The organism is Pseudomonas sp. B21-051, assembly GCF_024748795.1.
Lineage (GTDB): Bacteria > Pseudomonadota > Gammaproteobacteria > Pseudomonadales > Pseudomonadaceae > Aquipseudomonas > Aquipseudomonas putida_A.
Genome location: NZ_CP087166.1, coordinates 3,317,209 through 3,331,367 on the forward strand (window position 1 = coordinate 3,317,209; position 14,159 = coordinate 3,331,367).

Below are 14,159 nucleotides of genomic sequence, written 5' to 3' on the forward strand. Positions count from 1 at the left end.
GGAACCGTGTTTGTTCACGGAGTGGAGACGATGTTAGGGGTTGCAGCGCACGGCAAAAATCGGTCGACTGGACAAACACTGTGTCCAGAATGGTGATGAATAAGACTGGAGTACCGTGGGGATTCTATTCGCGAGCAGGCTCGCTCCCACAGGTTTCGTATCGACCACACCATGGGTTTACACCGCAAACCCTATGTGGGAGCGAGCCTGCTCGCGATGGCGTAAGCCCAGTCAACAAAGAACCGAGACGACCGCCAATTGCCTCCCCGGCTAAGATCGCTGACGGGTTGCAACGCTGTTGCACGCCGCCAGCGTAAATAACACTCGCGCACCCCACGGCAAATTGGCCTCCGCCCACAAGCGTCCGCCATGGGCTTCGATGATGGTGCGACAAATCGACAGCCCCATGCCCAGACCGGTCGATTTGGTGGTGTAGAACGCGGCAAACACTTCCTCAGCACGCTCGCAGGCGAATCCCGGCCCGGAGTCGCTGACCATGATCCGAACGTCATCTGCAATGCATTCGCTGGTGATCAGCAATCTGCGCTCGCCGGCCTCCATCACCTCCATTGCTTCCAGGGCATTGATGATCAGGTTGAGCAGGACTTGCTGCAATTCGACCCGGTCGGCCAAGACCGCAGGCAAGTCGCTGGCCAATTGTGTGCTGACCACGGCTCCGCATCGCGCCGCCTCACCGCGCGTGAAGCCGATCATTTCGCCCACTACCGCGTTGAGGTTCAGCGCTTGGCGTTGCGGTGGCGTCTTGCGGATCAGCGCGCGGATGCGTCCGAGCACCTCGGCCGCGCGGTTACCATCGTTGATGATGCGCCGGAGGCCCTGCTCAACCTCGTCGATGTTCGCCGGTTGCGCACCGAGCCAGCGTAACGCGGCGTTGGCATTGGTCACGGTGGCGGCGATCGGCTGGTTGACTTCGTGGGCGATGGACGCCGCCAACTGGCCCATGGTCGCCACGCGATTGGCGTGGGACAGTTCCGCCTGGACCTGGCGATATCGGCGTTCGCTCTCGCGCACTTGTTCTTCAGCCTGTTTACGTTCACTCAGGTCGAGGACGAATGCCACGCCCTGCTGCTGACTGGCTTCGAACGCGGCCAGACCGACGATCACCGGCAGGCGGCTGCCATCCTTGCGAATGTATTCCTTTTCGAACGGCTGGGCGCGCCCGGTGCGGATCGCGGTCGCCAGCGCAACTTCACTTTCCGCGCGCAACGGCGGCGGGGTCATGTCTCGCCAATGCACCCTGCGCGAGAGCAAATCTTCGCGTTCGTAACCGACCATGCGCAGAAACGCGTCGTTGGCTTCAATAATTTCCCCTTCAATATTCCAGACGATGATGCCGATGATATTGGCGTCGACCAGCCGCCGAATCTTCGCCTCACGCTCGGCGACGTTGCGATACAGCCGCGCGTTGTCCAGCGAGATCGCCGCCTGTGAAGCCACCAGTCGCAGCACGGCAAAACGCGCCGGACTGAACACGCCACCAGACAGGTTGTTTTCCAGGTACAGCGCCCCGGCAATCCGCCCCTGATTCATCAATGGCAGGCACAGGATCGAACGCACGCCGCGCTGATGAATGTACAGGTCAGCGGTGAAGGCCGGATCGGCGACGGCATCGTCCAGGCACAGGCTTTCGCCGGTGCGCAGGGTCCGGTAGAGCACCGATTCGGCCAACGCTGTCGTACTCACCGGCTCGTTGCACAACTGCGTGCGGTCGGCGCCAACGCTGGTTCGTGCAGCGATATAGGGCGTCTCACCGTCAGTCAAGATCAGCAGACCGTGCTCGGCGCCGGCCTGTTCGATGGCGGTGCGCATGACCATTTCGATCAGTCGATCGAGGACAATTTCACCTGAAACGGCTTGGGACACCTTGAGCACCGTGGCCAGATCCAGATGCTCGACCGGGGTGATGATGGTCGCGGTCGGGTTGGGCGACGCCTCTTCATTGCGCAAATAACGGTGGCATCGTTCCAGTTGTCGCACCTTGCCCTCGGCGCCCCAACGTCGATAACCGTAGCGCGCGTCTTGCAGGTACAGACGGGCGATCTTGTCCAGACCTCGGGCACTGTAAAAGCGCGCGGCGAGTTCGTTGGCCAAGGCTTCGACATGCACAAAACCGCTGTCCCGGGCCAGTTGAATCGCTTGCTCGTACAATGACTGTGCTTCGATCACCTGCCCTTCAACCCGAGCGATTTCAGCAGCGACCAGCGCCGTCTGACTGGCAAAAGTCTGCGCACATTGTTGCGCCCAGACTTGCAGTTGATCGAGGTGCTCATTCAGACGCTGCCGTTGATCAGGGTCCGATTCGGCGGCAGCAGCCAGGGTCAAGGCAGCGTAAAAGTGATATTCGGCCTCTTCGAAAAACGAGGAGATCACCCACAACAATGCCTTGGCCTGCGCTGCACACTCGGCGGCCACCGCGTAATCCCCGGCCAGGTAGCGCGCCTGCAGTTTGCGCACCCAATATTTGCCGCGAGCGAGCGCCAGATCCGGGGCGGCGAGCTTCGCCTCAAAGCCCGTCTCATCGAATTGCTCATCATCGAAACTGCCAAATACCGGCGTCTGTCCGCGCAGCATGCGGATCAGCGCGCGTTGGCTACTCATGAAACTCACCACCAGACCGAAGCGGATTTTTTCCGCATAGGCCAGCCCCGTCTCGGTCTGATCCTGTACCTGCGCCAGCGGCTCGCCAATAAATAACAAATCGGAAATCAGGCTGTTGCCGGCATAGGCCGCATAAGGCAAATCGCCGATGCGGTTGCCGGCGCCGAGCGCACGCCGCAGCAATTCGCGGCACTCACGCACCGGTCGCATCCAGCGCACCACAAAAATCGAGAAGCACAGGTAGGTACGCGCCTCGTATCGAGTGAGGCCACGGCGGTCGACCAGATCGCAGCCCAGACGTCCAAAGCGGTAACCCGCAGCGTAGTCACCGAAGCGTCGCCCGGCGACGCGCATAACGTTGGCGTACAGCATGCAGGAGGCATCGCAGTTGCCGTGTTGCAGACTCAGACTGACGGCTTTGCAAATCGTCAGGCACGCGAGGTTGGCATCCGACTGTAACGCCGGTGCCAGCAGTTTACTCAACGCATCAAGCGTTACCAGAGAAACGGGATCTTGCATCAATGGCAGGTCGATCAACTGTTCGATGCTGCGCTCACCCAGTTGCGTCCAGACCTGTTCGTACTCGAAACGCACTTGCTGATCGTCCGGATGCGCCGTCCAGTCGATGCCCACCTGACGCAAATACGCCAGGCACACACTCACCGCATGATCACTGCGATCGAGCAGCAAGTAGACATCCATCTGCAAACAGGAGACTGTCGCCCGCTCCACCGTGGTCATGACGCGTTCGGCCAGCGCAGTCAGGCGCGCCTCGGCCAGCGTCAGTTGGCCGGTGAGGAATTCACACTCGGCGCGGTTCAGTTCGAGGGCAAAACCCAGTTCATGGTGACGGTCATCGCCCTGTTCACCGAGTACAGCAGCGCCCGCGCCCAGGTAAGTCAGCGCCGAGGTGTAGGCGGTCGAAGCCTTGGCGCGCTGGCCGGCGAGCAAATTGAATTCGGCCAGTTGTTCGCGTTCGGCACGGGCGCTGATCAGGCTGGCGCCGCGATTGAGCTGGCCGACGATTTCGAAAATCGCGTCTTCGCGCCCTTCCCCTTGCGTCTGCAAGGCAAACAAACGGCCGATGCGCAGATGCGTTTGCGCTCGCTCGGCTTCGGCGGTCAGCGAGTACGCGGCCTCGTGAATACGGTCATGGGCGAATGCACAGGTGCCTTCGTGAAACTCGACCAGTTCCTGACGCACCGCCGGCCACAGTGCCGTGTGCACACGAGCCGTCGACAAGTCGAGCACCGCCGCCAGCGTGTCGATCCGCGCCACGTTGCCCAGGCAGGCCAGTTGTTGCAACGCCTGGCGAGTGTCCAGCGGCAGGCGCGCCAGTTTGCCGAGCATCAGATCGACCACGTTATCGGTGTAGCCCTTGGCATTGATCAGTGCCAGATCCCAACGCCATCGACTGAACTGATGGTCGTACACCAGCAACTGCTCCTCGAATAGGGCGTGCAGAAACTGGATGACGAAAAAGGGATTGCCGTAGGTCTTGTCCAGCACCAGCCGCGCCAGTGCAACGATGCTCGCGGGAGGACAGCGCAGGGATTCGGCAATCAGTTGCTCGATGTGCACACCGGCGAGCGACGCCAGGCGGATCTCATCGATGTGCACGCCGGCAGTGCGCATGGCCTGAAGCTTGCCGTTGAGCGGGTGATCGGCATCGACCTCGTTATCGCGGTAAGCCCCCACCAGCAACAAGTGCCCCAGCTCTGAGCGGGTCAGCAGGTCTTCCAGCAGATCGAGCGTCGCCGCATCCAGCCATTGCAGGTCATCAAGGAACAACGCCAGCGGGTGCTCGGGCCGGGCGAACACGCCGATGAAACGTTGCAACACCGCCATGAAACGCTGCTGCGCTTGCTGCGGCTCAAGTTCCGGCACCGGTGGCGGCTCGCCAATGATCAGTTTGAGTTCCGGGATCAGTTCGGTCATCAACCGCGCGTTCGGTGACAGTGCCTGCAACAACGCCGCGCGCCAGTCAGCGAGCACCTCACGACGCTTGCCCAGCAGCGTGCGCACCAGGCCCTGAAAAGCCTGAACCAGCGTCGCATAGGGGATGTCGCGCTGGTATTGATCGAACTTGCCGGCAGCGAACAGCCCCCGCGACGGCACCAATACCTTGTGCAGTTCACTGACCACCGAGGACTTGCCGATGCCCGAATAACCCGACACCAGCACCAGCCTCGGCGAAGAAGTCTTTACCACCTGGGCGAAGGCGTCGATCAGCGTTTGCACTTCGCGCTCACGCCCGTAGAGCTTCTCCGGGATCAGCAAACGATCGATCGCGCCCTGCTCGTTCAGCGTGAACACCTGGATCTGCCGCGTCTGCCGCCACTCGTCCAGACAACGGCGCAGATCATGCTCCACGCCGGCGGCCGTTTGATAGCGCGCTTCGGCCGTCTTGGCGAGCAGCTTCATGACCACACGCGAGAGCATCACCGGTACCGTAGCCACCCGTTCACAGGCCGGCATCGGCAGCCGTGCGATGTGGCAATGCACCCACTCCATCGGGTCATTGGCGCTGAACGGCAACGAACCGGTGAGCATCTGATACAACGTCACGCCGAAGGCATACAAATCGCTGCGTGAGTCGATCGAGCGATTCATTCGCCCGGTCTGTTCGGGCGCCATGTAGGCCAGTGTGCCGGCGATGGTTTCCGGCGGCGCAGGCGCCTGACGTTCGCGCGGCAGACGCGAGGCCAGACCGAAGCCAGTCAGACGAGCCTGCCCGTCGTGGCAATTGACCAGAATATGCTGTGGCTTGAGATCCTTGTGCACCAGCCCGCACTGATGCACATGGCCGAGTGCCACGGCAATGTTGATCGCGTGCAACAGGCAGGTTTGCGTCTCAAGCGGAGAGACCAGCAAGCGCGAGAGCGGCTCGCCGCCGGGGTCGTCGAACAGCAGACGCGTGGTTCCGCCAGTACGCTCCAGGGTTTGCGGCGGCAACGCCCATTGATCGCCGAGATAGTCCTTGAGGCTGTATTCGTGTGCCAGTCGGTCGAGGGTTGCAGGTAACGGCTGATCAAGGGTTGGGCGCATCACCAGCACACTGGGACTGCCCTCGCCCTTAGCGCGCTCGCGGGAAAACACCCGCTCGCCGTCGCTCCACAAAATCTGCTGTTTGCTGGCCATCCGGGTCGACACCGTCAAAGGTTTTTTTGCCACGCGGTGAATCTCCCCGCGGATTCAGCTCAACTGGAGCGCCGAGTCGGCTCGATGCCCAACGCCTCGGCGATACGCACCAGATCGGCCACCGAACGTGCAGCGAGTTTCCTCATGACCTGGCCGCGATGGACTTTAACCGTCACTTCGCTGAGGTTGAGTTGCGCGGCAATCTGCTTGTTCATCAACCCGCTGATGACGAAACCAAGCACCTCACGCTCACGCACCGTCAGTGTCTCGTAGGCCAGGCGCAGGGTCGCACCGGATTGTTCGGCGATCAGTCGCGCGCTGTCACGGGCCAGCGCGCTGGCTACCGCGTCAAGCATGTCCTGATCACGAAAAGGCTTGGCCAGAAAATCCACCGCGCCGGCCTTCATCGCCTTGACTGTCATGGCAATGTCGCCGTGGCCGGTCATAAACACCACGGGAATGCGCAGACCGTTTTTTTCCATCTGTTCCTGAACGATCAAGCCGCTTTCGCCGCGCAAACGCACATCGAGCACCAGGCAACCGGGCGCGTCACGTCTCGCCGAAGTGAGGAAGTCCCGGGAGGTTTCGAACGTCTGCACCTGCAGACCGATCGAGCGCAGCAAACCGTCGAGGGCTTGACGCATGGACGCGTCGTCGTCGACCACATAAACCACCGGTTCCCCCAACACGGGCGGGGTTGTGCTGGGGCTGGAATGCGACCACAGGGTCATCGTGAGTCCTCGGCGAGATCGCAACGCGTGCGATGTGCAGGTGGGTAAATCTAGTCCATGATGGCGAACGCAGCCAGAGGCCAGCCAAACGGTCGCGCAACAGGCTAGCAGTCGGGACGCATTGCCGACAGGCCAGAAACCCCTGAAAATCGGCCACACCGCCGCCCCTCTGCCACCGTTTGAACAGGCCCGATTTCCATGCCCAGCGTTTCTCTGCAACCCCTCACCTGGCCAAGGCCTGAGCCGCGCGAAGTGGTGTTTATTGCCTACCCGCGAATGAGTCTGCTCGACCTCAGTGGTGCGCAAACTGTGTTCTGGGCGGCGAGCAAAGCCATGGCCGAACGCGGCCAGCCCGGTTACCAACTGCACACCGCCAGCCTTGAAGGCGGCCTGATCAACACCATCGAAGGCCTGGCCGTGGACACCCGGGCGCTGCGCCAGCTCGACATGGCCTCGCTGGACACCCTGGTCGTGCCCGGCGCGCCCGATATTTGCCAGACCCTCGATGATCACGCCGAACTCACCACGTGGCTACGGCATGAAAGCCAGGCCGCGCGACGTGTGGTCTCGGTGTGCAGCGGCGCCTTCCTGCTGGCTCAGGCCGGTTTGCTCGACGGTCGCCGCGCCGCCACGCATTGGGCCATGTGCGACACGCTGCGCGAGCGCTTTGCGGCGATCGAGGTGGATGCCGATGCGATCTTCATTCAACAGGGCGCGGTGTGGACATCGGCCGGGGTTACGGCAGGAATCGATCTGGCCCTGGCGCTGGTCGAGGCTGATTGCGGCCGTGAGGTGGCGTTGCAGGTCGCCCGCGAATTGGTGGTGTACCTCAAGCGTCCCGGTGGTCAGGCGCAATACAGCACCTTGCTGCAATCGCAGATGCAGGGCAGCCCGCAGTTCGATTCGCTGCACCTGTGGCTGATGGAGCACTCAAGCGATCCGAAGCTGACGGTGGAACGCCTCGCCGAACAGGCCAAAATGAGCCTGCGTAATTTCACCCGGGTCTACAAACAGAGCACCGGTCACACGCCCTCCAGGGCCATCGAGCTGTTTCGCCTCGAAGCAGCCAGACGTTTGCTGGAGACCTCGGCGCACAACATCGACCAGGTCGCGCGTCTCAGTGGCTTCGGCGACGAAGAGCGTTTGCGCAACTGCTTCCAGCGTCATCTGTCGATTTCACCGCGTGACTACCGCAGCCGATTCAGTCGCGAAGGCTGACGCCGTCAGCACTGACTGGCAAAGGGGCTGGCCGCGCTATACCTAGGTATAGTTTTGCGCCGCTGCCGACGGCGTATGGTGCAAGAACGACAGGAGTCGCCATGCGTGCCCATCCGGCCAGGGAGCCCTATGCAGCATAAAGTTGTCATTGCCGTGGTTGACGACGACGAGGCCATTCGCCGTGCGCTGGAAAGCCTGCTGCGCGCCAGTGATTATCAGGTGCTTGGCTATTCAGGGGGCCAGGCTTTCCTTGAGTCGGAAGGTCCGGCGCAGACGCACTGCCTGATTTCCGATATCCAGATGCCCGGCATGAATGGCCTCCAATTGCACGAAACGTTACGCGCGCAAGGCTGGCGCATCCCGGTGATTTTTGTCACCGCCCGTCCCGATGAAATGAAGAATCTTCCCCCCGGCGTCATCGCCTGCCTGGCCAAACCCTTCCGCGCCGAAGACCTGCTCAGGCACATCGACATCGCACTGAACCGTACACCGCCCCTGTAGGAGCTGCCGAAGGCTGCGATCTTTTGACTTTGATCTTTAAAAACAAGATCAAAAGATCGCAGCCTTCGGCAGCTCCTACATTTCGGCGTATCCGCCCGATACCTTCGTATAACCCCCTTCGACTCATGCGTAACCCGCACACACCGATGGACAACTGCGCCCGCAGCTTCTGCGCCATAGCATTGCCTTCGACAGCGGGCGATTAAGCGCCATGCAGTACGGCAAGCAGTTTGCGGCGACCGGTGATCGTCCCGCCAGAGTCGCAACCACGACTTGGTTTATCCATCCATCTGCGTCAGGGAGCACATTATGAAACAGCAATTATTGGTGATCGGTGCGGGGTTCGGCGGGCTGTGGAGCACGTTGAGCGCCGCGCGCTTGCTGGATATGCATGACCGCCACGATGTGCAGATCACACTGCTCGCCCCGCAAGCCGAACTGCGCATTCGCCCGCGCTTCTACGAGCCGGATGTTCAGAGCATGTACGCGCCACTGGATGCGCTGCTCGATGCCGTGGGCGTGCGTTTCGTCAAAGGCACTGCCGAAAGCGTCGACAGCCGGGCGCGGCGTGTCGGTTATCGCGATGAGGCGGGCCGCCCCGGTGAACTGACGTACGACCGCCTGGTGCTGGCCAGCGGCAGCCAACTGGCCCGTCCACCGGTACCCGGCCTGAAAGAGCATGCGTTCGACGTCGACCAGATCGAATCGGCGGCCCGCCTCGAACGCCACCTCCACTCGCTGGCCAAGCAACCCGTCAGCGCTGCGCGCAACACCGTGGTGATCGCCGGTGGTGGCTTCACCGGTATCGAAACCGCGACCGAAATGCCCAGCCGTCTGCGCGCCATTCTTGGCGCGGAGCAAGACATTCGGGTGATCATCGTTGATCGCAGCAAAGACATCGCCGCGACCATGGGCGACGGCATTCGTCCGTCGATCATCGAGGCGTCAAAAGACCTGGGCATCGAATGGATTGTCGACGCGACCGTCGCCGCCGTGGATGCCAACGGCGTCACGCTCGCTGACGGTCGCCACATCGACAGCAACACGGTGATCTGGACCGTGGGTTTCCGCGCCAGCCCGCTGACCGAACAACTCGACGCCGAGCGAGATGGCCAAGGGCGTCTGCACGTCGATGGCAACCTCAAAGTACAAGGCCTCGATCACGTATTCGCGGCCGGCGATGTCGCCCGCGCCGCCACCGACGACGTCGGCAACTTCTCGGTTATGTCCTGCCAGCACGCCATCAGCCTCGGTCGGCATGCCGGCAACAACGCCGTCGCCGATCTGCTCGGTGTGGCGTCAACCACTTACCGTCAGCCCAAGTACGTGACCTGCCTGGATCTGGGCGCCTGGGGCGCGGTGTACACCGAAGGTTGGGATCGCCAACTGAAACTGGTGCGAGCCGAAGCCAAGGAGCTGAAGACGCAAATCAACAGCGTGTGGATCTACCCGCCAGCCGCTGACCGGCGCACCGCCCTCGCCGCTGCCGACCCGATGATTCCGGTGGCCTGATCTCGCCCCGGATTACCTTGCCTGATAAAAGGAGAACACCATGACCTTGCCTCTGGATTCCTTCACCGCCAACCGCGCAACCCTGCAAACTCCGACCGAAGAACTGGTGCCGTCGCGCTATGCACTGCGCCTCGGTGACATCGACGTCATGGTCATCAGCGACGGCGTGCTGCCGCTGCCGACCCAGACCATGTCGACCAACGCCGATCCCGCCGACCGCGCTGCGTGGTTCAAAGAGATGTACCTGGGCCCCGACGCGTTCGACTGGGCACTCAACGTGCTGGTGGTACGCAGCGGCGAGCAGGTCATCCTCGTCGACGCTGGCCTCGGCGGCCAGTTCCCCGGCTTCCCGCGCGCCGGGCAGTTTCCCAAACGCCTCGCGGCGGCCGGGATCGACCTCGCGGATGTCACCGATATCGTGATCACCCACATGCACATGGACCACATCGGTGGCCTGCTCGTCGATGCGGTGAAAACCCGCCTGCGCGACGACGTGCGTATCCACGTCACCGCCACCGAAGTCGACTTCTGGACCTCGCCGGACTTCACCTATACCGACATGCCCGCGCCGGTCCCGGACGTCTTGCGCTCCACCGCCAACGCGTTCATCGACCAGTACCAGAGCAAGCTGCGTATCTTCGAAGATCAATACCAAGTGGCGCCGGGCGTGGTCGCCAGACTCACCGGCGGCCACACCCCGGGCCATTGCGTGGTCTACGTGACGTCCGGCGACGAACGCCTTACCTTTGCCGGCGACGCCCTGTTCCCGGTAGCCTTCGACCACCCGGACTGGCACAACGGCTTCGAGCACGACCCCGAAGAAGCGGTGCGCGTACGCGTGCGGCTACTGCAGGAAGCGGCCGCCAGCGGCGAACTGTTTGTCGCCACGCACCTGCCCTTCCCTTCGGTTGGCCGTGTGTCCGTCAATGGCGAAGCGTTCCGCTGGATTCCGGCAATCTGGGATTACTGATCGCGATGACGCAGAGCATCTTCGCCCGGCATTCGCCGAGCGAAGATGCAATCCCCCTCACTCCAGCCCAAGCCCCGCACGCCCCAGCGAATTCAGACTCTCGACAGCAAAACGCTCCACCCACGAGCGCTCATAATCCTCACGCGGAAAATCATCCGGCGAAGCCCCCTGCGCAAACGCCCTGAACACATCCCGGGCATAACGCAGATTCTTCGGACACATCGGCGTTGCCGGCACGTACATCACGTTGCCCCAGCCCTGCTGGTTCTCCACTGGCGCAACGCTATGGATCACATCGCAATGCCACCACACCGAATCGCCGGCCTGCACATCCGGAATCGGACTCAGCCCCTCCACCAGCAACGGATGCCATTGCCGCGACACCGGCAGCACCTTGCCCGGCGCCACTCCACACAATTCGTCTTCGGGCACGTCATCAAGTAGCGGCCGCAGCAGCAGGTAGGCCATCGCCTTGGGGATCGGCACGGTGTGCAGCACGCCTTGATCGGCCTGCATGTCCGACAGCGCAGTCCAGCCCTGAAATGTGCGAAACGCCGAGCACTTGACCGTGTCCTTGTAGGCGTATTCATCGACCTCGGTACGAAACGCCGCATCCCACGGGTCGTAAGCCGCGAAGTCGTTACAGTAGATGTTGTCGAAGACCTTCAGATACGCCGGATGCAGCCAGCGCTCCAGCGCCCCGGAATCGGTGTGCGGGCCAAGGCCTTTTGAGTGTGTACCCGGCGGACGCCGACGCACTCGATCCGGATACAGCGCATTGATATCCGGGTTGAACCAGTCCTGACCGTGCGAATGGGTCTTCCACAACCGATTGAGAAACGCCTGCGCCGTGCCCATCCGCTCATGCTGGCGCAGCTGCATTTGCGACGCCGACCAGTAGATCGGAAAGATCTCCGGCCGTGACGCCTCAAGATTGCCGAAAAACTGGTCGACCGGCCCACGATACAGCGCATCGAATCGATTCTTGTCGAGGTAATCCAGCAACCCCTGGTCCCATTGCAGCACCTGCTCGCGAGGGAAGTGATTGCGGATCACCACGCAACCGCGACGCTTGATCAACGCCAACTGTTCGGCAGTCACTGTGCCAGCGGCGATCTCAGCGAACTCCAGCACCGGCCAGCCCGACCCGGTCTGCGCTTCCTGCGCTTTGATCGACGCAATCTCGCCGGCAGTAAACTCACTGACCTCGGCAAACAGCCCCTGCACATCGCCGATCTGCGCGCGCAAGGTGCGTTTCATTTTGACGATGCTGTCGCGGTAATTCTCCGGAAGCGTTGCGCTCTCGAATGCCTGATATTTGCTCATCGGGGGACCTGCAGACCTTGTTGTGGGTGCAGGTATGGAAGCATTTTCGACTTCGGCGGCGGCAGCCTGATTTGCCGCGTCGAGTAATACGATTGTAGCGTTGTAGCGGCGCGCCGCTTACAGAAAGTGGTGACCGTGCTGACGACGAAACTCCGAAGGCGTCAGCCCCTTCAACGCCTTGAACTGCCGATTGAACAGCGCCAGCGACGAATACCCCACTGCCTCGGCAATCAGCGAAACGGTCGTATTCCCCTGCATCAACAACGCACAGGCGTGTCCGACTCTTAGCCGTACGATGTAGTCCAACGCCGTGCAGCGCGTATGACGGCGGAACATCCGATGGAACGCCGACACACTGACGCACGCCATCTCGGCCAACGCCGCAATGCTGATGGCCTCGGTGTAGTGACCGTGAACGTAATCGAGAACCCGATGGATACGCGGGTCTTCAACAATCTGGCTGCCAACCGACGAGTCCGGCGCCGACAGAATCCCCCTGGCATCGACGTCCCGCGTCAGTTGGTTCAATACCACCAGCAACGCGATCAAACGCTCGGACGGCTCCTGCTCGGCCATCGCCTCGACAAGCGGCCGTACCTCCCGCGACGCCGCCGCACTGAAACTCAACGCCTGCCGCGCCGCCGCGAGCAATTGCCGCAACGATCCCAGCTCCGGAAACAACGCCACCAGCGACTCCGCCCACGCCGCCGAAAACCAGATCACCAACGCCACATGCGGTTGCCCAAGGTCGATCCGCTCCGCCGACGCCCAACTATGCGGCACATTCGGCCCGACCAGAACCAGATCGCCGTCATCGTAAGGCGCGACGTCATTGCCGATATAGCGATGACCACGACTGTTCAAGGTCAGCGTCAGCTCGTACTCGGGATGGTGATGCCACTCAAACGGAATCGCCTCTGGCAAACGGCGGTTCAGCAGCGTCCACGAGGCAGTGGCTTCGGTGGGGATCTTTTCGAAACTGGGTTTCATGCTGGACGATTCTGCTCTGTGGCGTGGCAGGTACGCGACGATCGTATCACCGCAATAGAAACCCTCAAGGTGCGAATGGGTCGAGAAAGAGCTGGCTGCTCTCAACGACTTCGAGCTGGACACACGCGCTTTTGATAGCTCGCGTTGCACCCAGTAATACTCGAAGAACAGAGCTTGCTGCGTTGGCGAGCAGTCAATGACCAACACAAAACCCTGTGGGAACCAGCCTGCTGGCGATAGCGGAACATCAGGCGACGGAGGCAGCGCATGTGCCATCGCCACAACTGTCAGCCCTGCTGCGCATCAACCCGGCAATTCCAGATTATCCAGCGCCCGATTCACCGCCAACTCCCCAAGCATGATCAACTGCGCAATCCCCGCCAGCGCATGACGCTGCGACACCGGCAACAGGCTGGCGACGTTCTGCGCGAGGGTTTTGGCCGAAGCGAGTGTTTCACTGGCGTCGACCAGCAGCTCTTCGGTTTTGTTGTCCGCGGTCACGGCATACATCCCGCGTTTTTTACGCGGAGGCGGCGTGGAACCGGGCGGACAGAGGTAATGGTCGAGCGCGCGGTCGGCGGCTTCGTGGAGTTTTCTGGAATCGATGGATTCGTAGGGGGAGATTGAGTCGGGTTCGGGCGGGTTCGGTGTTGGTTTTTTCATGGTGAAGCTCCTTGAGAAATGGAGCCGTCAGCCATCGCTGCTAAACGAAGAGGTGGCGGCTTTACGCGGGTTAGCAGACCAGGCTCAAGGATCCCGGCGCACCGAAGTGCCCCACGCAAAGCCACCATAACGTCATGGCGAAACCTGCGTGCCTTGAAAATTGGCGAGCTGCTAAACCCGATCACTGAACATTCAGCGACCGAACCACAATAGAACCCACCCCCAAGGCGCACAAGCCGGCGGATTCTGGCGTAGCTGTAGGCAATGGCGCAAGGTTGTGTAGCCTGGGAGAGTGTCTGGAGATGTATTTTAAACGTTGGTGTTTAGCGACTGCCGTTTGGCTAGCGCGTCTACTTCCTCGTCCAGCAACCACATCAATGATGCGGTGATGCATAGGAGTTTCAATTAACGATAGAGGGTATAGGGATCGCCGGGAGGGAAAGCGCTGAAGTCCGCATGCTGGACGTCTGCTTCTGACCAATTGCTGC

9 protein-coding genes are annotated in these 14,159 nt (G+C 61.5%); 4 read left to right on the top strand and 5 right to left on the bottom strand.

What is annotated here, in order from left to right; all coding sequences use genetic code 11:
* Positions 1-270: 270 nt before the first annotated feature.
* Positions 271-5,760 (bottom strand): ATP-binding sensor histidine kinase, encoded by a 5,490-nt coding sequence (locus LOY52_RS14765; protein ID WP_258679875.1) that lies wholly within the window; start codon positions 5,758-5,760, stop codon positions 271-273.
* Between the two features lie 59 nt (positions 5,761-5,819).
* Positions 5,820-6,491 carry a response regulator transcription factor gene (locus LOY52_RS14770; RefSeq protein ID WP_258674632.1) on the bottom strand — a complete coding sequence of 224 codons (672 nt, stop codon included), beginning with the start codon at positions 6,489-6,491 and terminating at the stop codon, positions 5,820-5,822.
* A 198-nt stretch (positions 6,492-6,689) separates the two neighbouring features.
* On the opposite strand from LOY52_RS14770, the gene LOY52_RS14775 reads away from it, so the two are divergent.
* From LOY52_RS14775 to LOY52_RS14790, 4 genes are all read left to right on the top strand, one after another.
* Complete coding sequence (locus LOY52_RS14775; RefSeq protein WP_258674634.1) at positions 6,690-7,709, top strand: GlxA family transcriptional regulator; 1,020 nt, start codon at positions 6,690-6,692, stop codon at positions 7,707-7,709.
* Between the two features lie 129 nt (positions 7,710-7,838).
* On the top strand, positions 7,839-8,210 hold the full coding sequence (locus LOY52_RS14780; RefSeq protein ID WP_258674636.1) for a response regulator transcription factor: 372 nt from the start codon (positions 7,839-7,841) through the stop codon (positions 8,208-8,210).
* Between the two features lie 309 nt (positions 8,211-8,519).
* Positions 8,520-9,722: an NAD(P)/FAD-dependent oxidoreductase gene (locus LOY52_RS14785; protein WP_258674638.1), complete on the top strand. Its 1,203-nt coding sequence runs from the start codon at positions 8,520-8,522 to the stop codon at positions 9,720-9,722.
* A gap of 40 nt (positions 9,723-9,762) precedes the next feature.
* Entirely contained in the window at positions 9,763-10,692 is a 930-nt protein-coding gene (locus tag LOY52_RS14790; protein ID WP_258674640.1) for an MBL fold metallo-hydrolase, read from the top strand.
* A gap of 57 nt (positions 10,693-10,749) precedes the next feature.
* Here LOY52_RS14790 and LOY52_RS14795 read toward each other — a convergent pair whose 3' ends face one another.
* From LOY52_RS14795 to LOY52_RS14805, 3 genes are all read right to left on the bottom strand, one after another.
* Positions 10,750-12,018, bottom strand: a complete 1,269-nt coding sequence (locus LOY52_RS14795) for a DUF1479 domain-containing protein (protein ID WP_258674641.1) — start codon at positions 12,016-12,018, stop codon at positions 10,750-10,752.
* Between the two features lie 117 nt (positions 12,019-12,135).
* Positions 12,136-13,008 (bottom strand): AraC family transcriptional regulator, encoded by an 873-nt coding sequence (locus tag LOY52_RS14800; RefSeq protein WP_258674643.1) that lies wholly within the window; start codon positions 13,006-13,008, stop codon positions 12,136-12,138.
* 303 nt (positions 13,009-13,311) lie between these two features.
* Complete coding sequence (locus LOY52_RS14805) at positions 13,312-13,671, bottom strand: DUF6124 family protein (protein ID WP_258674645.1); 360 nt, start codon at positions 13,669-13,671, stop codon at positions 13,312-13,314.
* Positions 13,672-14,159: the final 488 nt, after the last annotated feature.